This is a genomic window from Xanthomonas sp. NCPPB 4037, assembly GCF_041475695.2.
Classification (GTDB): Bacteria; Pseudomonadota; Gammaproteobacteria; order Xanthomonadales; family Xanthomonadaceae; genus Xanthomonas; species Xanthomonas campestris.
Genome location: NZ_CM191261.1, coordinates 4,538,042 through 4,560,237, shown reverse-complemented (window position 1 = coordinate 4,560,237; position 22,196 = coordinate 4,538,042). Strand labels below are relative to the sequence as shown.

The window sequence follows — 22,196 nt, the reverse complement described above, 5'->3', positions numbered from 1 at the left end:
CCTCTTTGGCTGCCGATCGCCCCCATGTCCTGGTACGGAAAATTGCTCGGCGCACTTGCCGGCGCCTTGCTGTTCCGCGGGGCGCCGCTGATCGGGGTGATGATCGGCCTGGCGATCGGGCATGCGGTGGATGCGGGCTGGTTCAAGCGCCGCGAAGAGAACCCGTACGAGGCATTGGGCCTGGAAGCAGACGCCACCAAAGCCGAGATCGACCTGGCCTATCGCCGCCTGATGTCGCGCTACCACCCCGACAAGGTGGCCAACGCCAGCCCGGAAGACCGCCGGCAGGCCGAAAAGAAGGCCAGCCAGATCAACGCCGCCTACGACCGCATCCAGCGGCAGCGCAAGCGCTGAGGTTTCTGGCGGGGAGCAGGGCAATGGGCCGCAGCAGGATCATCGGATCAATGCGGGGCTGCCTGATCGCATTTGCCCAACATCAGGTGTGCGTTGCTGAGCCATCCTCAGCCTCTGACGCCGCGCATTGCGGGCACAGCCTCCCCCATGGGCCTGGCTCTCTCGGGCCAGAACTGCAGGAATGTAGGAACAGGCCTTGGAACAGTCCGCGACTGGGCCTTGAACGCGCCAAATTAAACGGAGACTCGATGCGCGCATCGCTTGGCGAAGCGCGTTCCAGAACCGACCCTGCAACAGTCGGCGAGGTCTTACATAAACGCCCAGGAACCTAGAGATTCCCGGGCGCACACGGGGCGAATATGTCACCCAGGGCCCAGCCCTCAGGCCAGGCCCGTTCGCCGGATCAGAAGCGGTAGCTGGCGGTCAGGCGGACCGCATTGGACGAAAAATCCGTGTCCGTGCGGCGCAGGTCGGTGCCGGCTGGGTTCACGCGCAGGAACGGGTTGGTCGCCGGGGCGGTGCCTGGGCCGACGCGCACGCGGGTGTCTTCGTCCTGCAGGCGGGTGAACAGATATTCCACGCCCACCGAGACATGGTCGCTCAAGCGACGCTGCAGCCCGATCCCGGCCTGGTAGCCATTTGCGCTGTCGCCACCGCTGCCAGTGAAGCTGTTGGCGGTGTTGCTGCTGGCAAAGCTGTGGTCGAACTCGCCGCGTGCCACGCCGGCGGTGACGTAGGCGAGGTAGTCGCCCTGCGCGCCGAACGCATAGCCCACGCGCCCGCGCAGCGCGGCGGTGCGATTGAGCTGGCGGGTAAACGTGTACAGCGCCGGTGTGGTGCTGAAGGCGCTGACGCTGTCGCGCAGGTCGTTGCGCGTGTACTCGGCCACCACGCCGTAGACCCAGTCGCCCACCTGCCAGTCGTAGCCGGCGCGCACGCCGTATTCGGCGCCGCCCTTGTCCTTGCTGCACCCGCTCGCCGGCGTGCGCCCGGCCGCGGCGCCACCGCAGAAGCCCGGCGAAAACGCATCCGCCCCGGTGGCGGTGCTGACCTGGTCGCCGTCGCGGCCGTCCAGGTTGGTATCGAAGCCGAAACGGCCGCCGGACACGCCGGCCGGGTCGGCGCCGCCCACATTGGCCCCCAACGAGAAGCCGGACCAGTCAGCGGGGCCGGATTGCGCCCAGGCCGAGGGGGCCAGGGCTAATAGAACGAGGGCAGCGGAAGCGAGCGGGGTGGTTTTCATGCGGTCTCCTGACATCTGGCGCGGCGCGCCGGTCCAGTACCTACGCGCTCGCGTCCGCTGCGGATGCACGCATCGTCGCGTTTTGGGAGGCTGTCGTGGATTTGGAAGGCCTGCCAGGCAGCGGCTCTGGTCGATCGAGTGCAAAGCGGCCGGTGTTGGCTGCGCCAGGCGCCCATCGCCGGCAGCCAACGCCAAGCCGGCCCGAAGTTCCACAGCACGCCCGTTTGCAGAGCAACTGCCGCCGCGCTCGGCTTTCCTCGCCGCGCCACGGTTGCGACAATGGGGCTCCTGCATTTTCCCGAGCTGCCCATGCAACCGACGGCGATCGCCCCGTCCATCCTGTCCGCCGATTTCGCCCGCCTGGGCGAGGAAGTGGACAACGTCCTGAAGGCCGGTGCCGACTGGGTGCACTTCGACGTGATGGACAACCACTACGTGCCCAACCTGACCATCGGCCCGATGGTCTGCCAGGCGCTGCGCAAGCACGGCATCACTGCACCGATCGACGTGCACCTGATGGTCGAACCGGTGGACCGCATCGTGCCGGACTTCGCCGACGCCGGTGCCACCACCATCAGCTTCCATCCCGAAGCCAGCCGCCACGTGCACCGCACCATCCAGTTGATCAAGTCGCATGGCTGCCAGGCCGGGCTGGTACTCAACCCGGCCACGCCGGTCGATATTCTCGATTGGGTGCTGCCCGAGCTGGATCTGGTGCTGGTGATGTCGGTCAATCCCGGGTTCGGCGGCCAGGCCTTCATTCCCTCGGCGCTGGACAAGCTGCGCGCCATCCGCAGCAAGATCGATGCGCTGGGCAAGCCGATCCGCCTGGAGATCGATGGCGGCGTCAAGGCCGACAACATCGGCGCGATCGCTGCCGCCGGTGCGGATACCTTTGTGGCCGGCTCGGCCATCTTCAATGCGCCCGATTACGCGCAGATCATCGCGCAGATGCGCGCGGCGGTGGATGCGGCGCGATGAGTCAGGCGCCGCTGCAAATCCGCCCCGCCACGCCCGCCGATGCGGCGCTGCTGCACGAACTGGTCACCGCGCTGGCGGTGTACGAGCGCGAGCCCGACGCGGTGAAGGCCACGCCTGAGGATCTGCGCGCCAGCCTGTTCGGCGACGGTGCCACCGCGCACGCGCTGCTCTGCGAGCAGGGCGGCCAGGTGCTTGGGTTCGCGGTGTATTTCTTCAATTACTCCACCTGGCTGGGCCGCAACGGCCTGTATCTGGAAGACCTGTTCGTGCGGCCGCAAGCGCGCGGGCAGGGCGCCGGCCTGGCGCTGCTGCGGCATCTGGCGCAGCTGGCGGTGGACAAGGGCTGCGGACGCTTCGAGTGGTCGGTGCTGGACTGGAACCAGCCGGCGATCGAGTTCTACCAGGCCGTGGGTGCCCGCCCCATGGAGGGCTGGACCGTGTACCGGCTCGACGGCGAGCGCCTGGCCGCGTTTGCTGCAGGCAGCTGAGGCAGCTGAGGCAGCTGAGGCGGCGGGGCAAGGGACGAACCGCGCGTAGGCCGGGCTTCTAGCCTTGCCTGGCAGTTCACGCCCGCTTGGGCGCGAAGCGCAGGCTCTGCCCAGGGCATCCTGCTTCGACCATACGGCCCGTGGCCAAGCGACCGCGCGTCACCTCGCCACCCCTGCGAAACACGCATAAAAAAGGCCGCCCCAATGGAGCGGCCTTCAAGAAAATTTGGAGGCTGATCCTGCCTCCGCCCGTCGTCCCTGCTATGGCCTTCTATCCTCCGGGTCATCGATGACATGCCGATGACAGGTGCGGGCGCTGCGTATTCACGATCCACGCATTCCGCCGCTGCTAGCCTGCGCGCACCACACCTCCTCCATCGGCAGCGCGCATGGCCCCGTCCCACTGGCGACTGATCCTCAACGGCAAGTCCACCGACAACGAGGATCTGCGCGAGGCAGTGGGCGTGCTGCGCAAGCGCGGCATCCAGCTCGATGTACGCGTGACCTGGGAAGAGGGCGACGCCGAGCGCTACGTGGCCGAAGCCATCGCCGATGGCGTGCAGACCGTGGTGGCCGCCGGCGGCGATGGCACGCTGAGCGAAGTGGCCGCCGCACTGGCACACCACCAGGACGACGCCGCCACGCTGCCATCGTTGGGCCTGGTGCCGCTGGGTACCGCCAACGATTTCGCAGCCGCCGCCATGATCCCGCTCGAACCGCTCGGCGCCCTGGGCCTGATTGCCGAACGTGCGGCCGAGCCCATCGACCTGCTGCGCATCGACGCCGACCACGGCCCGCACTGGTGCGCCAATGTGGCCAGCGGCGGCTTCGGCACGCAGGTCACCGTGGAAACCGATGAGGGCCTGAAGAAGATGCTCGGCGGGCTGGCCTACCTGATCACCGGCATGTCGCGGCTGGGGCGGATCGACCCGATCAGTGCCCGCTTCACCGGCCCGGATTTCAGCTGGGAAGGCGAATTCATCGCACTGGGCCTGGGCAACGGGCGCCAGGCCGGCGGTGGCCAGGCGCTGTGCCCGGAAGCACTGATCGACGACGGCCTGCTCGATGTCACCATCGTGCCCGCGCTCAACGGCGAGGTCGCCGCCACGCTGGGCACCCTGGTCACCGGCGGCAAGCAGGCCGCGCTCGAACGGGTCGCGGTGCGCACCCGGCTGCCCTGGCTGGAGATCGCCTCCGTGCAACCGCTCACCTTGAATCTGGATGGCGAACCGGAGACCTCGCGGCATTTCCGCGTCGAATGCGTGGCGGCCCGCCTGCGCATGCATTTGCCGATCGATTGCCCGTTGCGGAGCGCTTGAAGCTGGGAATGGGGAATCGGGAATCGGGATTCAAGCGAAGCAACTGCGGCTCAAGCGAAGCAACCGCCAACGCACCAGTGTAAGCCCCTCTCCCTTTGGGAGAGGGGTTGGGGTGAGGGTCCCTTTGCCGACACACATGCCGCTACCAGGTAGCTCGCTCTGCACCGGCGCACGGCAATGTCTCACCTTGTGCGAAAAACGCGCTCTACAACAAGGACGCGCTATCCGGAGCCGATGTCGGTCAGCCTGAGACGCCATAACCAACACCGCCCAACCTGGCACAACCCACCCTCGCAATTCCCACAGTTTTCGCCTTGGCACCTGCTGCCCTAAACCGGCAGTTGCGCTACAGTACCCACGTGTCCCGCCTGACGACTCCACGCTCCTTCTCTTCCGCTCGCCGCTGGTGGCGATGGTGGCCCGTTGCCGTCGTCCGCCCCGCCACAGAGTCCCGGAAGGAAAGTCGTCTTGATCACTGCAGAGCAGTTCCAGCGCCAGGCCGCTGAAGGCCACACCCGTATCCCCGTTGTCCGCGAAGTGTTGTCCGACCTGGACACACCCCTGTCGGTCTATCTGAAGCTCGCCGACGGCGCCTACACCTACCTGTTCGAATCGGTCGAAGGCGGTGAGCGCTTCGGGCGCTATTCCATCATCGGCCTGCCGGCGCGGCGCGTGTACAGCTTCCGCGGCCACACGTTGGAAGTCAGCGAACACGGCGAAGTGCTGGAGACCCGCGAAGTCGCCGACCCGCTGGCCGAAGTCGACGCCTTGCGCGCCGAGCACTCGGTGCCCCAGCTCGATGGCCTGCCCGGCTTCACCGGCGGGTTGGTCGGCTGGTTCGGCTTCGAATGCATCCAGTACATCGAACCGCGCCTGGGTAGTGGCGAGAAGCCCGACGAACTGGGCACGCCGGACATCCTGCTGATGCTCTCCGAAGAGCTGGCGGTGTTCGACAATCTCAAAGGCCGCCTGTACCTGATCGTGCATGCCGACCCGCGCCAGCCGCAGGCCTATGTGCGCGCCAACCGCCGCCTGGACGAACTGGCGCATCGCCTGCGCCAGGGCGGCGCCGGCTATCCGCAGGCGCAAATTTCCGATGCCATCGACGAATCGGATTTCCATTCCTCGTTCACCCGCGAGGAGTACCACGCAGTGGTGCGCAAGGCGCAGGAATACGTACGCGCGGGCGACATCTTCCAGGTGGTGCCGTCGCAACGCCTGCGGGTGCCGTTCCGCGCGCGCCCGGTGGATGTGTATCGCGCGCTGCGTGCGTTGAACCCTTCGCCGTACATGTATTTTCTGGATGTCGGCGGCACCCAGGTAGTCGGCTCCTCGCCGGAAATCCTGGCGCGCCTGCGCGATGGCGTGGTCACCGTGCGTCCCATCGCCGGCACCCGCCCGCGCGGCGCAACACCGGAGCTGGACAAGGCGCTGGAAGAAGAATTGCTGGCCGACCCGAAAGAGCGCGCCGAGCATGTGATGTTGATCGATCTGGGCCGCAACGATGTCGGCCGCGTGGCCGAGCCGGGCACGGTCAAGGTGGGCGAGCAGTTCGTGATCGAGCGCTATAGCCACGTCATGCACATCGTCAGCGAAGTCACCGGCACGCTCAAAGCCGGCCTGAATTACAGCGACGTGCTGCGCGCGACATTTCCCGCCGGCACTGTCAGTGGCGCACCGAAGATCCGCGCACTGGAAATCATCCGCGAGCTGGAGCCGGTCAAGCGCAACGTGTATTCCGGCGCCGTGGGCTACATCGGCTGGCATGGCGACGCCGATACCGCGATTGCGATCCGCACCGCCGTGATCCAGGACGGCTATCTGTATGTGCAGGCCGGCGGCGGCGTGGTCTACGACTCCGACCCCGATCTGGAATGGCAGGAAACCATGAACAAGGGCCGCGCCCTGTTCCGCGCGGTTGCTCAGGCCGCCAAGGGGCTGTGATGGACGGGCATGGCAGCGCTGCACGCATCAGCTTTCGCAACGATTACAGCGAGGGCGCACATCCGCGCGTCTTGCAGGCATTGGCGCAGGCCAGTGCCGAGCAAAATGGCGGCTACGGCACTGATCGGCATAGCGAACGTGCTGCGGCATTGATTCGCACTGCCATCGCGCAACCGCAGGCCGCCGTGCATCTGCTGGTCGGCGGCACGCAGACCAACCTGATTGCGATCAGCGCATTTTTGCGCCCGCATCAGGCGGTGATTGCGGTGGAAGCCGGCCACATCGCCACGCACGAAACCGGCGCGATCGAGGCCACCGGACACAAGGTGCTCACCGTGCCCGCGCTGCGCGACAAGCTGACGCCTGCCTTGATCGCGCCACTGCTTGCGGTGCACAGCAACGAGCACATGGTGCAGCCGCGGCTGGTCTATCTCTCCAACAGCACCGAGAGCGGCACCATCTACACGCGTGCCGAACTTGAAGCGCTCGCGCAGTTCTGCCGCGCGCACGACTTGCTGCTGTATCTGGATGGCGCGCGCCTGGGCGCGGCATTGACTGCCCATGGCAACGATCTGGATCTGCCCACCATCGCCGCGCTCACCGATGCGTTCTACATCGGCGGCACCAAGAATGGCGCCTTGCTCGGCGAAGCGTTGGTCATCATGACGCCCGCACTGCAGGCCGATTTCCGCTACCTGATCAAGCAACGCGGTGCGCTGCTGGCCAAGGGCATGGTGCTGGGTGCGCAGTTCGCTGCGCTGTTCGAAGAGGGGCTGTTCTTTGAATTAGCCGCGCATGCCAATGCAATGGCGCAGCGGCTGCGTGCCGGCTTGCTGGCCGCCGGCGCCGAATTCACCAGCAACTCGCCGACCAACCAGCAATTCATTGCCGTGAGCGCGCAGCAGGCCGAGCAGATCGCGCAGCGCTACGACTTCGAACGCTGGGAAACGCGCAGCGACGGCCGCCTGGTGATTCGCTTCGTGACCTCATGGGCCACGACGCCCGCCGCAGTCGATCGTCTGTGCGCGGAGGTTGCCGCGCTTGTGCAAGACCCCACATTTCAGGACCGTTTGTAGGACACAAGGATGATGACGATGAAAAAAATCGTAGGTTGGATGCTCGCTGGCGCCCTGATGTTGCCCGTGATGGCATCGGCACAGATCAACACGCTGCCCTCGCAACCGCACTTGCTGGTGAAGGGGCAGGCATTTCGTACCGTCGATCCGGATCGTTTCATCGTCGACCTCAAGATCAGCAAGATCGACCTGCAGCCAGATCTGGCACGGCAGTTCGTTGAGGAGCGCGCCAAACAGGTCTTGCAGGGGCTTCAGCGCAATCACGTCATGAGGGATTCGCTCTACGCCTCGGCACTGTCGATCTCTCCGCAATCGCGCTACGAGAACGGCAAGCTGGCTTTCCAGGGAACCCAGGTGGAGCGCAAGATCCGCGGCACCTTCACGTCCTTGAAGGACGTGCGCGCCTTCCTCGGCGGGCTGGATGCCAACGAGAATGTCCAGGTGCTGTCGATGCAGACAGCATTCGCCGACGCGGCCGCCTTGCGTGCAGCACTCAAGCGCGAAGCGGCCACGCAGTCACGCGAATCTGCCCAGGGTCTGGCCGCTGCCTACGGCGTTCGACTGGGCGGGATTTACAGCATCTCCGATGTAGCGCCGAGTTTTGCTTACGGTGTCGAAGCAGGCACCTGGTCCGCCCCTGCAGTGCCCAGGCCCGGCTCGGCAGTATCGCCGCCTTCGCCACCGGCACCGCCCCCTCCGCCGCCACCTGCTCCAGGTGCGGGTGCGCAGGGTCTGGGCGAAAGTCTGCTGACCGGCACCATCACCTACACCGAAAATATCTATGCGGTCTTCCTGATCGCGCAATGAGTCCCTTGCTATGCTGCTGATGCTCGATAACTACGACAGCTTCACCTACAACCTCGTGCAGTACCTGCAGGCCCTGGGTGCCGAGGTGACGGTGGTGCGTAACGATGCAATGCGCGTCGATCAGATCGCTGCGCTCAAACCCGAGCGCATCGTGATTTCGCCGGGGCCGTGCACGCCGAACGAGGCTGGCATCTCGCTGCAGCTGATCGAGCAACTGGGCCAGACCACGCCGATTCTCGGTGTCTGCCTGGGTCACCAGAGCATTGGCCAGGTCTACGGCGGCGATGTCATTCGCGCCGGCAACATCATGCATGGCAAGACCTCGCCGATCCGCCATGAAGGCAAGGGCGTGTTTGCCGGGCTGCCGGATAGCTACCAGGCCACGCGCTACCACTCGTTGGTGGTAGACAAGACCACCTTGCCGCCAGACCTGGAAGTCACCGCGTGGACCGAAAATCCGGACGGCTCGATGGAAGAGATCATGGGCCTGCGCCATCGCCAGTTCCCGGTCGAAGGCGTGCAGTTCCATCCGGAGTCGATCCTCACCCAGCACGGCCATGCGTTGCTGAAGAATTTCCTGGAGCGCTGAGCGTCGCTGCCTGCGCCAACGCGCATGCAGCACAGCACACATGCGCGCCGCAACGCATAGCACTTCCCATCCCATCGCGGCGCCAACGCATCCATTTCCCGCACTAGCACCGCAATGCCCTGGACCACGATGAACCCGCCCAGCGACACCTTCCATTTCTACGAACCCGCGCAAGGCCACGGGCTGCCGCACGATCCGTTCAATGCGATCGTCGGCCCGCGGCCGATCGGCTGGATCGGCTCGCGCAGCGCCGAGGGCATCGTCAACCTGGCGCCGTACAGTTTCTTCAACGCCTTCAACTACACCCCACCAATCGTCGGCTTCGCAAGCATTGGCTGGAAGGACAGCGTGCGCAACATCGAGGCCACCGGGGTGTTCACCTGGAACCTGGCCACGCGCCCGTTGGCCGAGGCGATGAATGCCAGCGCCGCGTTGGTGCCGCAGGAGGTTGACGAGTTCGAGTTGGCCGGCCTGCAGGCCGCGCCGTCGCGGCTGATCGACGTGCCGCGGGTGGCGGCCAGCCCGGTGAGCTTCGAGTGCCGGCTTAGCCAGTTGATTCCGTTGCAGGCTGCCGATGGGCAGCCCATCCAGACCTGGCTGGTGCTGGGCGAAGTGGTCGGCGTGCATCTGGCGCACGCGGCGCTGAGCGATGGCATTTACGATCCGGCTGCTGTGCACACCATCCTGCGCGCCGGTGGCCCGGCCGATTATTTCGAAGTGCAGGCGCAGGCGCGCTTTCGCATGCGGCGCCCGGGGCAGTGACCAGCGGGCGGTACTGATTCGGTCCTGCGCACGCAGGCTTACGCACGGGGCTTGCTCGGTCACGCTGGCCCCGCACACTGCGCGCATCGCCTGATGTCTTTCTTCTTACTCCACGGTTGGTTCCATGCCCATCACCCCACAACAAGCCCTGCAACGCACCATCGAGCACCGCGAGATCTTCCATGACGAAATGGTCGATCTGATGCGGCAGATCATGCGCGGCGAGGTGTCCGATGCCATGGTCTCGGCCATCCTGACCGGCTTGCGGGTCAAGAAGGAAACCATTGGCGAGATCGCCGGCGCGGCCACGGTGATGCGCGAGTTCTCGCGCCGCGTGGAGGTCACCGATCGCCGCCACATGGTCGATATCGTCGGCACCGGCGGCGACGGTTCGCACACCTTCAACATTTCAACCTGCGCCATGTTCGTGGCCGCTGCCGGCGGCGCAAAAGTCGCAAAACACGGTAACCGCAGCGTATCGTCCAAATCCGGCAGCGCCGATGCGCTGGAGGCGTTGGGCGCGGTGATCGAGCTGCAACCCGAGCAAGTCGCCGCATCGCTGGCACAGACCGGCATCGGTTTCATGTACGCGCCCGTGCATCACCCGGCGATGAAAGTGGTGGCACCGGTGCGCCGCGAGATGGGCGTGCGCACCATCTTCAATATTCTCGGCCCGCTGACCAATCCCGCCGGTTCGCCGAACATCTTGATGGGCGTGTTCCATCCGGATCTGGTGGGCATCCAGGCGCGCGTGCTGCAGGAGCTGGGTGCCGAGCGCGCGCTGGTGGTGTGGGGCCGCGATGGCATGGACGAACTCTCGCTGGGTGCCGGCACCCTGGTTGGCGAGTTGCGCGACGGGCAGGTGCACGAATACGAAGTGCATCCGGAGGATTTCGGCATTGCCATGTCGGCCAGCCGCAATCTCAAGGTGGCCGATGCCGCCGAGTCGCGCGCGATGCTGTTGCAGGTGCTCGACAACGTGCCCGGCCCGGCGCTGGACATCGTGGCGCTGAACGCTGGCGCGGCGCTGTACGTGGCCGGCGTGGCCGACAGCATCGCCGATGGCATCGTGCGCGCCCGCCAGGTGCTCGCCGATGGCTCGGCACGTGCCCGTCTGGACGCCTATGTCGCCTTCACCCAGCAGGCCGCCGCACAAGGCTGATTCCCGTGTCCGGCCACGCTGGCCGACACCCTCACGGCGGCGCTGGCATGCTGCGCAGCGCGCCCTGGTCAGGTCGCCGCCATGATCTTGACCGATAATGCCCGCCCGCCAGGACCCGAAACGATGAGCGATATTCTCAACACCATCCTTGCCCGCAAGGCCGACGAAATCGCCGAGCGCAGTGCACGCGTGCCGCTGGCCGAGCTGGTCGCGCGTAGCGCAGACCTGCCGCTCACCCGCGGATTTGCCGCCGCCATGAAGGCCAGCATTGCGGCCGGCGAGCCAGCCGTGATTGCCGAAGTGAAGAAGGCCAGCCCGTCCAAGGGCGTGATCCGGCCCGACTTCCGCCCGGCCGACATCGCGGTCAGCTACGAGTTCGGTGGTGCCAGCTGCCTGTCGGTGCTGACCGACGTGGATTTCTTCCAGGGCTCCGATGCGTATCTGCAGCAGGCACGCGAGGCCTGCACCTTGCCGGTGCTGCGCAAGGATTTCACCATCGATCCGTACCAGGTCTACGAGGCGCGCGTGCTGGGTGCCGACTGCATCCTGCTGATCGTCTCGGCGCTGGAGGACCAGCAACTGGCCGACCTGTCCGGTCTGGCGATGCAGTTGGGCCTGGATGTGCTGGTGGAAGTGCACGATATCGACGAGCTCGAGCGTGCGGTGCAGGTGCCGGTGCCGCTGGTGGGCATCAACAACCGCAATCTGCGCACCTTCGAAGTGTCGTTGCAGACCACTCTGGACATGCGCGCAGCTGTGCCGCGTGATCGCGTCCTGGTCACCGAAAGCGGCATCGTCACCGCATCCGACGTGCAGTTGATGCGCAGCAATGGCGTGAACGCGTTTCTGGTCGGCGAGACCTTCATGCGCGCGCCCGAACCCGGCGAAGCACTGCGTCAGCTATTCTTTGCGCATGACTGAGTCGTATCCCGCCCCGCGCGAGGACGCACCGCTGGTGGTCTTCGACTTCGATCACACCCTGTACGACGGCGATTCCGGCAGCCATCTGTTTGCCTGGCTGATCCGCCGCAACCCGTTGCGCCTGCTGGTGGCGCTGTTGGCCTCGCCGATCCTGGGGCCCATGGTGGCGATGCTGCCCACGCGTCGGCGCGGCGTGTCCGGCTATGTCTGGATCGCCACCTTCGGCCTGCACCGTGCACGCGAGTTCAATCGCTTCATCGACGCCTACGTGCTCAAGCATGAAGCGCAGATCCGGCAGCGGCTGCTGCCGCATGCATTGAAGGTCTTCACCGAACACCGCGCCGCAGGCGATCGGGTTGTCGTGGCGACTGGTGCGCCGCCGGAGTTGGCACGCGCAATCCTGGGCTTCGTTGCGCATCAGGACGTGCCGGTGATCGGCACCTTGGTGGGCCCGCGCCTGGGTGCAGTGACCGCACGCCGGCACTGCCACAACGAAGAAAAGATGCGCATGCTGCGCGAACGCGGCTATGCCGATATCGCTATTGCCTATTCGGACAGCACCGCGGATCTGCCGTTGCTCAAGGCTGCGCGCGCACCGGTCGTGGTCAACCCCAAGGCCAATCGCGAGAGCCTGTTCCGCCAGGTGCTGCCCGTCGGTACTCCGATTCTCAACTGGGGCTGTCGCGATCGCGGTGGCAAGGCGCTCTAGCCGCGCCGATCACCGGCAGCCCGTACGCGCTTGGTGATCACTATAGAAAGCGTCGCTGCGGTCATTCGGTGATCTCGCCCGCGTTCGATGGCGTGGATCACTGTCGAACTGCTGTACGCGGATAACGCAACAACTGTGACGCAATCGATGCGCAGTAGCTGCCGTACATCACCCACAGGTCCTGCAAAGCAATGTTGTGATCTGTGGACTGGGTCGCGCTACGGATGGGCTCGCTAAGGCGATATGCAGCGCTCTGGCGCAGCGTTTGGCCGGTTTTGCGCCGGCGCCACCGGTATTGCGAAGCGATCGGTGCGCCAGCGCACCGATCGCCACCACACGCTTAGCGCGTGCCGTACAACACGACGGTCTTGCCGCGTGCGTGCAACAGGCCATCGGCCTGCAACTTCTTCAGGACGCGTCCGGCCATTTCGCGCGAGCAGCCGACCAGGCGCGCGAGTTCCTGCCGCGAGACGCGCAACTGCGTGCCCTGCGGATGGCTCATCGCCTCCGGCTCCTTCGACAGATCGTGCAGCGTGCGCACGATGCGGTCGGTCACATCCAGGAACGCCAGGCGGCTGGCTTTCCTTGTGGTATCGAGCAGTCGTTTTGAAAGCTGAACGCCAATGGCGTACAGGATTCGCGGCGCATCCGGCGACAAACTCGTCTGAAACAGCTGCTGCAGGCGCTCGTAGCTGATTTCAGCCAACTCGCATTGCGTGCGGGTGCGCAGGATCACTTCGCGCGTATCGGATTCGATGAACAACCCCATCTCACCAACGAACTCGCCGCTACCGAAGTAGCCCAGCACCAACTCACGATCGTCATCTTCCTCGGCAATGATGCTCACCGAGCCGCTGATCACGTAGTAGAGGGTGCCAGCGGGGTCTCCCGGCCGGAACACATCGGTCCGGGTCGGATAGCGCCTGCGGTGGCTGTGCGCCAGGAATCGCTCAATGGTGCCCGCGTCCAGCGTCAGTGAGGGGGTAGCGTTACGTACCGTCGTAGTCACAACCGTCGTGTTCCCTAGGCTCATGGTAGTTCCGCGTGTAATTCCCGAAGCTTAACGGCATGAGTCATGCAAGGTAAACCATTCTCAACGCCGGCATTTCGTTGATGAGAGCTTTGGCCCATAATTGCCCCCTTTCCCGTCTTCCCAAAGGACCGACCGCCGTGGTCAAGCCGTTGCCTCGTCTGAGGCTGCAGGGGTTCAATAACCTCACCAAGGCGTTGAGCTTCAACATCTACGACGTCTGCTATGCACGTACCGAAGAGGAGCGTCAGCGCTACATCGAGTACATCGACGAGCAGTACGATGCGGACCGCCTGACCCAGATCCTGACGGATGTGGCTGAAATCATCGGCGCCAACATCCTCAATATCGCGCGTCAGGATTACGATCCACAGGGTGCGTCGGTGACGATCCTGATCTCGGAAGAGCCGGTGATCGACAAGAAGCAGGCCGGCAAGGAGCTCATCTCCGACGCCGTGGTTGCGCATATGGACAAGAGCCATATCACTGTCCATACATACCCCGAGACACATCCCCAGGAAGGCATCGCCACCTTCCGCGCCGATATCGATGTCGCCACGTGCGGCGTGATTTCGCCGCTGAAGGCGTTGAACTACCTGATCGAGAGTCTCGAGTCCGACATCGTGATCATGGACTACCGCGTCCGTGGCTTTACCCGCGATGTGAAGGGCAAGAAGCACTACATCGACCACAAGATCAACTCGATCCAGCACTTCCTCGCCAAGAACGTGAAGTCGCGCTACGAGATGTTCGACGTCAACGTCTACCAGGAAAATATCTTCCACACGAAGATGCACCTGAAAGATTTCGACCTGGATCAGTACCTGTTCGAAGAGCGTGCGAAGAACCTCTCGTTCAAGGAGCGCATGAAGATCGAAGCACTGCTCAAGCGCGAGATCGAAGAACTGTTCCACGGCCGCAATCTGAGCGAATAAGCGCAGCTTCGACCGTTGCGCCGCTGCTTGCAGCTGCGCAACCACATGACACGGCGGGACGGCCCGCCACGCGATGACCTCGCGTTCCATAGCCGACGGCGGCCCGGTGTGCAGACACCGGGTCGCTTTTTTTTTGTCCGTTTTTTCTGTGAGGAGTGATGTGATGCCCTGGATCTATCTGGTGTTGGCCGGCCTGTTCGAAATCGGCTTTGCCCTGGGACTCAAATACAGCGACGGCTTCAGCCGCCTGTGGCCGAGCGTGCTGACGATCGGCCTGGCCGGCGTGAGTCTGTGGTTCCTGACCCAGGCGCTGAAGACCATTCCGGTGGGCACCGGCTACGCGATCTGGACCGGCATCGGCGCGCTGGGCGTGACCATCGCCGGGATCGCGCTGTTTGGCGACAGCGCCTCGTGGTCGCGGCTGGCCTGCATTGGCTTGATCGTGGCCGGCGTGATCGGTTTGAAGCTGGTGTCGTAGTTGTAGTCAGTCCCGCTTCGCAGGCCTGCCTTCCGAGGTTTGCTCTGCAAACCTTGGGCCCCACTCCGTCGCAGCCTATCCCCGCGCCTTTGGCGCGCCTTCCCAACAAAAGGGGGCTCTGCTGCAGCGGCGTGCGCCGAGGCATGCGCCGCGATTGGGTCAGGCGTCGGAGTCGTCGTCAGACACTCATGCCGAAGTCGCCGTTGGCGGACACGGCATGGCGCGCGTCCCACCGTGCGACCTCCGGGGATGAATGCACGCAAGATTCTGATCGCCAGCCGCCAGCCGCCAGCCGCCAGCCGCCAGCCGCCAGCCGCCAATCCCAATCCCAATCCCCAATCCCCAATCCCCAATCCCCAATCCCCAATCCCCAATCCCCAATCCCCAATCCCCAATCCCCTAGAAGCGGTAGGCGATGGTCTTCATCAGCTTGGAGGCCAGGGCCATCGCGCTGGGGATCGGTGGCGGCAGAACGCGTGCGCCGGCCTGCTCGGCATGATCGGCGTGGCGTGCTTCGTCGATCTTCATCACGCGCAGGATCGCGCGGCTGCGCTGGTCGGTCTCCGGCAGGGTCTCCAGGTGTTCGTCCAGATGCGCTTCCACCTGCCGTTCGGTTTCCACCACAAAGCCCAGGCTCCAGTCGTCGCCACGCAGCCCGGCGACAGCGCCGAGCGCATAGCTGCCGGCGTACCAGAGCGGGTTGAACAGGCTGGGGCGGCTCTCCAGCTCGCGTAGCCGGTCCGCGCACCAGGCCAGGTGGTCGGTCTCTTCCTGCGCGGCGGTGAGGAGGTGCTGGCGGGTGTGGTCATCGCGCGCCACCGCGGCCTGGCCAAAATACAGGCCTTGCGCGCAGACCTCTCCGACGTGGTTGATCCGCATCAGCCCGGCGGCGTGCTGGCGTTGCGCGGGTGCCAGGGCGGCATCGGGAGTGTCGCCAGCGGGATTGGGGCGCTCGGCCGGCGGATTGCCGAACACCGTGTCCAGCGCGCGCTGGGCTTCGACCAGCAGGCGGTCGAGCGGGCTGTGCAGTCGGGAAGGGGGGATCTGGGTCATGTAGGGATTCTCGCCCCCGGTCGACGTGCTGCCAACCACTGCCGGCCATGTGAGGCCTCGACTTGCGCCGGGGAGGGGCGTCCCGTACAATCCCGCCTCTTCTGTTTCGCCTTCACAACGCGTGGCAAAGTTCCAGCGGTCATTGCCGCTGCAATCCGCCCGACCACACTCAAGAGTTTTCTCATGACTACGTTCACCGCCAAGTCCGAGACCGTCCAGCGCGACTGGTATCTCGTTGACGCCGCCGGCAAGACGCTCGGCCGTCTGTCCACCGAATTGGCTCGCCGCCTGCGCGGCAAGCACAAGCCTGTTTACACCCCTCACGTCGATACCGGCGATTACCTCGTGGTAATCAACGCCGAGAAGATCGTGGTCACGGGTAACAAGCTGAAAGACAAGAAGTATCACCGCTTCACCGGCTACATCGGTAACTTGAAGACCGAGAGCCTGGAGCAGGCGCTGCAGCGCCACCCGGAGCGCGTGATCGAAATCGCCGTCAAGGGCATGCTGCCGAAGGGCCCGCTGGGCCGCACCATGTACCGCAAGCTCAAGGTCTATTCGGGTGCCGAGCATCCGCACGCCGCTCAGCAGCCGCAAGTTCTGGATATCTAATCATGGCTATCACGCAAAACTACGGCACTGGCCGCCGCAAGTCCTCCACCGCTCGCGTGTTCCTGCGCAAGGGTACCGGCAACATCACCGTCAACAACCGTCCGCTGGACGAGTTCTTTGGCCGTGAGACTGCGCGCATGATCGTGCGTCAGCCGCTGGAACTCACCAAGAACACCGAGAGCTTCGACATCCTGGTCACCGCCTCCGGCGGCGGCACGACTGGCCAGGCCGGTGCGATCCGTCTGGGCATCGCCCGTGCACTGGTCGAGTACGACGAAACCCTGAAGTCCGAGCTGCGCAAGGCTGGCTTCATGACCCGTGACGCCCGTGAAGTCGAGCGTAAGAAGGTCGGTCTGCACAAGGCGCGTCGCGCGACCCAGTTCTCAAAGCGCTGATCCATCGCGTTTGCTGCGTCCCGGTTCGCCGGGATGCTTCAAGAGCCCCGGCAATGCCGGGGCTTTTGTCGTTTTGGGCACGTCATTTTTTGGTCTGATTATTGGCGGCCGTTGTGTCATGCGGCGTGGTGCTGGTTTGGTCGAACGATCGGGCGTTTGCCTCCGTCATACGCATTTGGGTCTGTGTAAGGCTCGCCTTCTGTTCGACTGGGAGTAGCGGCATCGGCGCCGTTTTGAGACTGATGCAGGCAAGTCACAAATCGGATGTGGCGAAGCGCCGCTCTGGGATAGCGGTTCTTTCTGGTTGCCGGTGTTGTGGAAATCTTGACGAGGTCGCCGCTGTGGGAGCGCACGTGGGCGCGATGTTTGCGATGGGCGTTACCTGGAAAGCTTCGTCGCGCGCTAGCGCGCTCCTACAGATGCTTGCTTGGCCCGCACTTCCGCGAGTAGCAGCTGTAACGTGGTGGAGCCGTTGCAGCGCGATCGTCGCGCACGAACCGGGTGCTCTAGCCGCGTGCTGCGGGTTTTATGGTTGCCGGTGTTGTGGCAGCCGTGCCCGCTTGCTTCGGTAGGAGCGCGCTTGAGCGCGATGGGGTGTTACTGGGAAAGCTTCATCGCGCGCGAGCGCGCTCCTACAAGGTGCTTGCTCTGGCCGCGCTTTCGCGCGTGTAAACCCTTGCAACGCAAGTCTGCTGCGCGAGGCGATCTCGCTGAGAGCAGGTGTCGCTCCAGGCCAGCACGCTATCGTTTACGTGCAACGGCGAGATGGCGGGCAACAAAAAAGGCCCGATCGTTAGATCGGACCTTTCGTGTTTGGCTGCCCCGGATGGATTCGAACCACCGAATGCCTGAGTCAGAGTCAGGTGCCTTACCGCTTGGCGACGGGGCAATATAAAACGTGTTGGCCCAAGAGTATCGCATGCCTGTGAGGGCCTGAACACCTTGGTGGCTATGGGTGGACTCGAACCACCGACCCCAGCATTATGAGTGCTGTGCTCTAACCGGCTGAGCTACATAGCCTAGGGAACCGCCAATTTTACGATGGGCGGAGATGTTGTCAAGCATTTCGTTTTCAGCTTGTGAGCCGGGCGTCGCCGTGGCAGAGTCGGTGACAGTAGATTTTCAGGAGTCCGCATCGTGATCGATCCGGACGGTTTCCGGCCAAACGTCGGCATTGTGCTGATGCGTGAGGATGGTCAGGTGTTCTGGGCACGACGTGTGCGCAGGGATGGCTGGCAGTTCCCGCAAGGCGGCATGAATACCGATGAGACTCCGGTGGAAGCCATGTACCGCGAGTTGCGCGAAGAAACCGGGTTGTTGCCCGAGCATGTGGAATTGCTCGGTGCCACCCCTGGTTGGCTACGCTATCGCCTACCCAGCCGGGCGGTGCGTCGCAACGAGCGCCAGGTGTGCATCGGCCAGAAGCAGGTCTGGTTCCTGCTGCAGTTCACCGGGCAGGAATCGCACCTCAAGCTCGACCACACCGACAGCCCGGAGTTCGATCACTGGCGCTGGGTAGATTTCTGGTATCCGGTGGAGCATGTGGTGATGTTCAAGCGCGGTGTGTATGCACGTGCATTGCGTCATCTCGCGCCGCTCGCCCAGACCGTGGCCGGGTCTGCGGCGGTGGGCGTGATGCCGCAGCGTGCGCTGGAAGCCTGGTTGCCGGGCAGCAGCGCAGCCGGCCACGACCGGCCACGCAAGCGCCCACGTAAGCGCGGCGGGGCTCTGCCCGTGCGGATTAATAATGATTAACGTTTGGAATTGACACCTATTCTCGTTTGCGGTGCAATCAGACCCGGTCTCCTCCGGACCGCCAGCACCCAACCGATACCGTGTACGTCTGCATCTGTAATGGGGTCACCGACCACCAGATCCGCGAAGCGGCCGAGAACGGCTGCGCCAGCCTTGCCGAGTTGACCATGCGCACCGGCTGTGGCTCCAACTGCGGCTCCTGCCTGGAAATGGCGGGCGATTTGCTGAGCCAGGCACATTCCAGCCGCGCATTGCCCTTGCCGATGTTGGGATTCGCCAGCGCTGCCTGAGTCTGGTTGTTGGCGTAGGTGCTGAGGTGCCACGCTTGGAGGCAAGCGGCGCCTAATCCTCTGCGGCCATCGCACTTGGTGATGCCATTGGCGGCTGCACCACAGCAGTCCCAGAGACTGACGCGTCAACGGCGCGTTCCGCAACTGATCACGATTCGCGTTCCTTCATGCGCCGCGGCAACGCGTTAGAGTGCGGCCGGCTCACTGTCTCGGAGACATCGCATGAAGGGCGATACCAAAGTCATCGAGTACCTCAACAAGGTGCTCTACAACGAACTCACTGCGATCAACCAGTATTTTCTGCACGCCAAGATGCTGAAGAACTGGGGCCTGAAAGAACTGGCCGAGCATGAGTACAAGGAATCCATCGACGAGATGAAGCATGCCGACAAGCTGTCGGACCGCATCTTGTTCCTTGAGGGGCTTCCCAATTTTCAGGCGCTGGGCAAGCTGCGCATCGGCGAGAACCCGACCGAGATGTTCCGCTGCGATCTGGCGCTTGAGCGTGAGGCGGTCGTGGTGCTGCGCGAAGCGGTGGCCTATGCGGAGACCGTCAAGGACTACGTGAGCCGCCAGCTGTTTGTGGACATCCTCGAGTCCGAAGAAGAGCACATCGATTGGCTGGAGACCCAGCTGGATCTGGTGGCGCGTATCGGCGAACCGAATTATCTGCTGACCAAGCTGGACGACTGAGCTAGCTGAGGGCGGCCGCAGGTCCTGCGGCTGCTGCGGTGAGGCGCTTGTGCGCGCGTGGCGTCTGCCCGCGCCTGCCTGCTGTTGCGACTTCTCAATGTCGGCACCTTGGGCGCGATGATGGCCGCTGCGCGGGCGCATCGTTATCAACCTGTGGCTGACTTGCGCGTTCGATCGCGCGTGCCCAGGACTGGCGAAGGCGAAGACGCGGTTGGCGCTCGTTGAGAACCACGACGCTCGATTGAAGAACGACGACGCTGCGATCTTGAGAGAGAGCTGCGCCACTTAGCCACACGGCTAACCCGCCAATCAGCCCGCAGCGCGACTGGCGGCTTGCAAACGGGTGACCTGGCCTAGCAGCGCCAGGCGGGCGCGGGCGTATTCGGCGATGACCAGGGCGACCATGACCGACGGGCGTTCGATGGTGCCGGTGCGTGCGGCCAATTCGATGCGGCGGGCGGCGTTGGCCAGCGCCTGGGCACCGACGTTGGCGCTGGAGGACTTCAGGGTGTGGGCCAGATCGCGCAGCTGCATGCTGTCGCGATTGCTGGCGGCCGCTTCCAGCCGTTCGATGATGCCGGGGGCGTCTTCCAGGAACAGCTGCAGGATGCGGATGGTGTCCGCGCCTGCCACTTCGTACAACTCGTCGATGACGCCGCTTTCCAGGATCGGCAGCGCGCGCGCCTGTGCGGCGCTGGCAGCGCTCTCGGCATCCGCGCTGGGGGCTCCGGTGCTTGGGCCCGGCACCAGGGCCTGGCGCGGCAGCCAGCGCTGCAGGCAGGCATCGAGCTGTTCGCGGGCGACCGGCTTGGAGAGATAGTCGTCCATGCCCGCGGCCAGGCAGCGTTCGCGGTCGCCGGCCATGGCGTTGGCGGTCATCGCCACGATCGGGATCGGGCGGCCACCGCTTTCGGTTTCCATGGCGCGCCAGCGGCGGGTGGCGGCATAGCCGTCCAGCACCGGCATCTGGCAATCCATGAAAACCATGTCGTAGCGGGTGGATTCCATGCTGCTCAGCGCGGCTTCGCCATCGGTGGCGGTGTCGGCCTCGAAGCCGAGCACGCCCAGCAGTTTTTGCGCGACCAGCAGGTTGACCGGGTTGTCTTCGACCAACAGGATACGCACGTCGCGCGCATGCGCCACTGGCGGCGGCAGTGGCTCGGGGATCATCGCGGACGCCAGCGTGGGCGCCACAGATGGCTTGGGCTCGGGTGGCAGCACCAGCGCGCGCAGGGTTTCGTCCGGGCTCTGGCGCGGCACCAGGGTGGCATTGGCCTGCAGTTCGTCGGGTACCGGCTCGTCGCCGTAGAGCCAGATCAGCCTTGAGCCGCTGAGGTCTTCCGGCCGTGCCAGGGCGCGATGCACGGCGCGCGCGCTGTAGCGCAGCGTCTCGTGGTCGGCGATGACGCAGCGGAAGCCTTCGTCGTCGGTGTGGCGGCGCACGCGCTCCAGCGCCTCCTGGGTGGTTTCCATCAGCACGTGCGAGATGCCCCAGCTATCGAGCAGGCGCTTGAGCCGCTGCGACAGGCGCGCGTCGGAACTGATCACCATCACGCGTGCGGCGTCGGCGCCGGTGGTCTGTTGCAGGTCGCCGATGACCTTGAGCAGCGGGATTTCGAACCAGAACGTGGCGCCGCGACCGGGCTCCGATTCCACGCCGATGCGGCCGCCCATCAGGTCGATGATGCGTTTGCAGATGGCCAGGCCCAGCCCGGTGCCGCCATACAGGCGGGTGGTGGAGGCGTCGGCCTGGGCGAAGGAGCGAAACAGGCGCGCCTGCTGGTCCGCTGCGATGCCGATGCCGGTGTCGCGGACCTGGAAGCGCAGCAGGTGCTGGGCGCGGGTTTCGCCCAGGCGCCGCAGCTGGATGTCCACGCTGCCGCGTTCGGTGAACTTGATGGCGTTGCCGATCAGGTTGCCCAGCACCTGGCGTAGCCGGATCGGGTCGCCGCGCACCAGCAGGCGCACCGACGGTTCGATGTCCAGGCCCAGGCGCAGTTGCTTGCCTTCGGCGGTGCGCTGCATGAGCTGGGCGACACCGTCGAGCAGTTCGCGCAGGTTGAAGGTGGTGATTTCCAGTTCGAGCTTGTTCGCTTCGAGCTTGGAGTAATCGAGGATGTCGTCGACGATGCGCAGCAGCTGCAGCGAGCTGCCGGTGGCGGTCTGCAGCATGTCGCGTTGGTCCAGGCTGAGCTGGCCACGCGAGATCAGCTCCAGCATCGGGATGATGCCGTTGAGCGGGGTGCGGATCTCATGGCTCATGGTGGCCAGAAATTCGCCCTTGGCCAGCGAGGCGGCTTCGGCGGCCTGCTTGGCGCGCAGCAGTTCCTGTTCCAGTTCGCCGTGGCGCTGCAACTCCTGCTGCATGCGCGCCTGCGCGGTGTTGGTGTCGTCGAGCTGGCGGGTGAGTGCGCCCAGCGTGCGGCTGGCGCGATAAGCAGCAACAGCGGTACAGATGCCGCAAACCAGCGCGAGCACGCTGGCAGCGGTGGTGACGATCCGCCATGGCCCTGCGACGCCAAGCCACTGCAACGCCGCAGCGGATGCTGCAACCAGTGCGGCCAGGGTGACCAGCGTGCTCCAGCCGCGAAGGCCTCCTG

Annotated in this window: 23 protein-coding genes and 2 tRNA genes; 19 read left to right on the top strand and 6 right to left on the bottom strand. The window is 64.8% G+C overall.

Annotation, left to right across the window (positions count from 1 at the left end; translation table 11 throughout):
* The first annotated feature begins 24 nt into the window (after nt 1-24).
* Entirely contained in the window at nt 25-354 is a 330-nt protein-coding gene (locus ACCQ01_RS20045; protein WP_011035707.1) for a J domain-containing protein, read from the top strand.
* Nucleotides 355-757: 403 nt separating this feature from the next.
* Here ACCQ01_RS20045 and ACCQ01_RS20040 read toward each other — a convergent pair whose 3' ends face one another.
* The gene (locus ACCQ01_RS20040; RefSeq protein ID WP_103700922.1) at nt 758-1,597 is read right to left on the bottom strand and encodes an outer membrane protein; all 840 of its coding nucleotides are present in this window, start codon (nt 1,595-1,597) and stop codon (nt 758-760) included.
* A 279-nt stretch (nt 1,598-1,876) separates the two neighbouring features.
* Here ACCQ01_RS20040 and rpe point away from each other — a divergent pair, with 279 nt between their 5' ends.
* From rpe to ACCQ01_RS19985, 11 genes are all read left to right on the top strand, one after another.
* Complete coding sequence (gene rpe / locus ACCQ01_RS20035; protein WP_016945174.1) at nt 1,877-2,578, top strand: ribulose-phosphate 3-epimerase; 702 nt, start codon at nt 1,877-1,879, stop codon at nt 2,576-2,578.
* Entirely contained in the window at nt 2,575-3,066 is a 492-nt protein-coding gene (locus ACCQ01_RS20030) for a GNAT family N-acetyltransferase (protein WP_042597322.1), read from the top strand. Before rpe ends, ACCQ01_RS20030 begins: the two co-directional genes overlap by 4 nt.
* A gap of 389 nt (nt 3,067-3,455) precedes the next feature.
* A complete protein-coding gene (yegS, locus tag ACCQ01_RS20025; protein WP_228433108.1) occupies nt 3,456-4,385 on the top strand; it encodes a lipid kinase YegS in 930 nt (309 codons plus the stop codon).
* Nucleotides 4,386-4,853: 468 nt separating this feature from the next.
* Entirely contained in the window at nt 4,854-6,329 is a 1,476-nt protein-coding gene (gene trpE, locus ACCQ01_RS20020) for an anthranilate synthase component I (protein WP_011035712.1), read from the top strand.
* The gene (locus ACCQ01_RS20015; protein ID WP_228433109.1) at nt 6,329-7,405 is read left to right on the top strand and encodes a threonine aldolase family protein; all 1,077 of its coding nucleotides are present in this window, start codon (nt 6,329-6,331) and stop codon (nt 7,403-7,405) included. The genes trpE and ACCQ01_RS20015 overlap by 1 nt, the downstream gene beginning before the upstream one ends.
* An 18-nt stretch (nt 7,406-7,423) precedes the next feature.
* Nucleotides 7,424-8,212: an SIMPL domain-containing protein gene (locus ACCQ01_RS20010; protein WP_228433120.1), complete on the top strand. Its 789-nt coding sequence runs from the start codon at nt 7,424-7,426 to the stop codon at nt 8,210-8,212.
* Between the two features lie 10 nt (nt 8,213-8,222).
* Nucleotides 8,223-8,801, top strand: coding sequence for an anthranilate synthase component II (locus tag ACCQ01_RS20005; protein ID WP_040940494.1), 579 nt, complete (start codon nt 8,223-8,225; stop codon nt 8,799-8,801).
* A 129-nt stretch (nt 8,802-8,930) separates the two neighbouring features.
* Complete coding sequence (locus ACCQ01_RS20000; protein WP_042597311.1) at nt 8,931-9,563, top strand: flavin reductase family protein; 633 nt, start codon at nt 8,931-8,933, stop codon at nt 9,561-9,563.
* A 124-nt stretch (nt 9,564-9,687) separates the two neighbouring features.
* Nucleotides 9,688-10,725 (top strand): anthranilate phosphoribosyltransferase, encoded by a 1,038-nt coding sequence (gene trpD / locus ACCQ01_RS19995; RefSeq protein ID WP_076037336.1) that lies wholly within the window; start codon nt 9,688-9,690, stop codon nt 10,723-10,725.
* A 123-nt stretch (nt 10,726-10,848) separates the two neighbouring features.
* The gene (gene trpC, locus ACCQ01_RS19990; protein ID WP_115556899.1) at nt 10,849-11,646 is read left to right on the top strand and encodes an indole-3-glycerol phosphate synthase TrpC; all 798 of its coding nucleotides are present in this window, start codon (nt 10,849-10,851) and stop codon (nt 11,644-11,646) included.
* The gene (locus ACCQ01_RS19985; protein WP_014509211.1) at nt 11,639-12,355 is read left to right on the top strand and encodes a haloacid dehalogenase-like hydrolase; all 717 of its coding nucleotides are present in this window, start codon (nt 11,639-11,641) and stop codon (nt 12,353-12,355) included. Before trpC ends, ACCQ01_RS19985 begins: the two co-directional genes overlap by 8 nt.
* Before the next feature lie 340 nt (nt 12,356-12,695).
* On the opposite strand, the gene crp is transcribed toward ACCQ01_RS19985, so the two are convergent.
* Nucleotides 12,696-13,388 carry a cAMP-activated global transcriptional regulator CRP gene (gene crp / locus ACCQ01_RS19980; RefSeq protein ID WP_011035725.1) on the bottom strand — a complete coding sequence of 231 codons (693 nt, stop codon included), beginning with the start codon at nt 13,386-13,388 and terminating at the stop codon, nt 12,696-12,698.
* 137 nt (nt 13,389-13,525) lie between these two features.
* Here crp and speD point away from each other — a divergent pair, with 137 nt between their 5' ends.
* Both speD and ACCQ01_RS19970 read left to right on the top strand, forming a co-directional pair.
* The gene (gene speD / locus ACCQ01_RS19975) at nt 13,526-14,320 is read left to right on the top strand and encodes an adenosylmethionine decarboxylase (RefSeq protein WP_042597304.1); all 795 of its coding nucleotides are present in this window, start codon (nt 13,526-13,528) and stop codon (nt 14,318-14,320) included.
* A 163-nt stretch (nt 14,321-14,483) separates the two neighbouring features.
* Nucleotides 14,484-14,798 (top strand): DMT family transporter, encoded by a 315-nt coding sequence (locus ACCQ01_RS19970; protein ID WP_011035726.1) that lies wholly within the window; start codon nt 14,484-14,486, stop codon nt 14,796-14,798.
* Nucleotides 14,799-15,197: 399 nt separating this feature from the next.
* On the opposite strand, the gene coq7 is transcribed toward ACCQ01_RS19970, so the two are convergent.
* Nucleotides 15,198-15,851 carry a 2-polyprenyl-3-methyl-6-methoxy-1,4-benzoquinone monooxygenase gene (gene coq7, locus ACCQ01_RS19965; protein ID WP_228433110.1) on the bottom strand — a complete coding sequence of 218 codons (654 nt, stop codon included), beginning with the start codon at nt 15,849-15,851 and terminating at the stop codon, nt 15,198-15,200.
* Nucleotides 15,852-16,034: 183 nt separating this feature from the next.
* Here coq7 and rplM point away from each other — a divergent pair, with 183 nt between their 5' ends.
* Both rplM and rpsI read left to right on the top strand, forming a co-directional pair.
* A complete protein-coding gene (gene rplM / locus ACCQ01_RS19960) occupies nt 16,035-16,463 on the top strand; it encodes a 50S ribosomal protein L13 (RefSeq protein WP_003483082.1) in 429 nt (142 codons plus the stop codon).
* Between the two features lie 2 nt (nt 16,464-16,465).
* Nucleotides 16,466-16,858, top strand: a complete 393-nt coding sequence (gene rpsI / locus ACCQ01_RS19955) for a 30S ribosomal protein S9 (RefSeq protein ID WP_011035728.1) — start codon at nt 16,466-16,468, stop codon at nt 16,856-16,858.
* An 814-nt stretch (nt 16,859-17,672) separates the two neighbouring features.
* Here the strand turns inward: rpsI and ACCQ01_RS19950 are convergent.
* Together ACCQ01_RS19950 and ACCQ01_RS19945 are read right to left on the bottom strand one after the other, a co-directional pair.
* Nucleotides 17,673-17,747, bottom strand: a tRNA-Gln gene (locus ACCQ01_RS19950).
* A 54-nt stretch (nt 17,748-17,801) separates the two neighbouring features.
* Nucleotides 17,802-17,878 (bottom strand) — tRNA-Met (locus ACCQ01_RS19945).
* Nucleotides 17,879-17,995: 117 nt separating this feature from the next.
* Here ACCQ01_RS19945 and ACCQ01_RS19940 point away from each other — a divergent pair.
* The 3 genes from ACCQ01_RS19940 (at nt 17,996) to bfr (ending at nt 19,596) form a co-directional block, all read left to right on the top strand.
* Nucleotides 17,996-18,613, top strand: a complete 618-nt coding sequence (locus ACCQ01_RS19940; protein WP_070689517.1) for an RNA pyrophosphohydrolase — start codon at nt 17,996-17,998, stop codon at nt 18,611-18,613.
* Nucleotides 18,614-18,693: 80 nt separating this feature from the next.
* Nucleotides 18,694-18,903: a (2Fe-2S)-binding protein gene (locus tag ACCQ01_RS19935; protein WP_228433111.1), complete on the top strand. Its 210-nt coding sequence runs from the start codon at nt 18,694-18,696 to the stop codon at nt 18,901-18,903.
* Between the two features lie 222 nt (nt 18,904-19,125).
* A complete protein-coding gene (gene bfr, locus ACCQ01_RS19930) occupies nt 19,126-19,596 on the top strand; it encodes a bacterioferritin (RefSeq protein WP_011035731.1) in 471 nt (156 codons plus the stop codon).
* A gap of 309 nt (nt 19,597-19,905) precedes the next feature.
* Here bfr and ACCQ01_RS19925 read toward each other — a convergent pair whose 3' ends face one another.
* Nucleotides 19,906-22,170 (bottom strand): ATP-binding protein, encoded by a 2,265-nt coding sequence (locus ACCQ01_RS19925; RefSeq protein ID WP_228433121.1) that lies wholly within the window; start codon nt 22,168-22,170, stop codon nt 19,906-19,908.
* Nucleotides 22,171-22,196 lie beyond the last annotated feature (26 nt).

Bases quoted from the DNA above. Each gene is read 5' to 3' on its own strand.
- ACCQ01_RS20030 (WP_042597322.1), top strand. From the start codon at position 2,575: ATGAGTCAGGCGCCGCTGCAAATCCGCCCCGCCACGCCCGCCGATGCG.
- trpD (WP_076037336.1), top strand. From the start codon at position 9,688: ATGCCCATCACCCCACAACAAGCCCTGCAACGCACCATCGAGCACCGC.
- ACCQ01_RS19985 (WP_014509211.1), top strand. From the start codon at position 11,639: ATGACTGAGTCGTATCCCGCCCCGCGCGAGGACGCACCGCTGGTGGTC.
- ACCQ01_RS20015 (WP_228433109.1), top strand. From the start codon at position 6,329: ATGGACGGGCATGGCAGCGCTGCACGCATCAGCTTTCGCAACGATTAC.
- ACCQ01_RS20000 (WP_042597311.1), top strand. From the start codon at position 8,931: ATGAACCCGCCCAGCGACACCTTCCATTTCTACGAACCCGCGCAAGGC.
- rpe (WP_016945174.1), top strand. From the start codon at position 1,877: ATGGGGCTCCTGCATTTTCCCGAGCTGCCCATGCAACCGACGGCGATC.
- ACCQ01_RS20010 (WP_228433120.1), top strand. From the start codon at position 7,424: ATGAAAAAAATCGTAGGTTGGATGCTCGCTGGCGCCCTGATGTTGCCC.
- bfr (WP_011035731.1), top strand. From the start codon at position 19,126: ATGAAGGGCGATACCAAAGTCATCGAGTACCTCAACAAGGTGCTCTAC.
- ACCQ01_RS19970 (WP_011035726.1), top strand. From the start codon at position 14,484: ATGCCCTGGATCTATCTGGTGTTGGCCGGCCTGTTCGAAATCGGCTTT.
- crp (WP_011035725.1), bottom strand. From the start codon at position 13,388: ATGAGCCTAGGGAACACGACGGTTGTGACTACGACGGTACGTAACGCT.
- rpsI (WP_011035728.1), top strand. From the start codon at position 16,466: ATGGCTATCACGCAAAACTACGGCACTGGCCGCCGCAAGTCCTCCACC.
- rplM (WP_003483082.1), top strand. From the start codon at position 16,035: ATGACTACGTTCACCGCCAAGTCCGAGACCGTCCAGCGCGACTGGTAT.
- yegS (WP_228433108.1), top strand. From the start codon at position 3,456: ATGGCCCCGTCCCACTGGCGACTGATCCTCAACGGCAAGTCCACCGAC.
- ACCQ01_RS20005 (WP_040940494.1), top strand. From the start codon at position 8,223: ATGCTGCTGATGCTCGATAACTACGACAGCTTCACCTACAACCTCGTG.
- coq7 (WP_228433110.1), bottom strand. From the start codon at position 15,851: ATGACCCAGATCCCCCCTTCCCGACTGCACAGCCCGCTCGACCGCCTG.
- ACCQ01_RS20045 (WP_011035707.1), top strand. From the start codon at position 25: ATGTCCTGGTACGGAAAATTGCTCGGCGCACTTGCCGGCGCCTTGCTG.
- ACCQ01_RS20040 (WP_103700922.1), bottom strand. From the start codon at position 1,597: ATGAAAACCACCCCGCTCGCTTCCGCTGCCCTCGTTCTATTAGCCCTG.
- trpC (WP_115556899.1), top strand. From the start codon at position 10,849: ATGAGCGATATTCTCAACACCATCCTTGCCCGCAAGGCCGACGAAATC.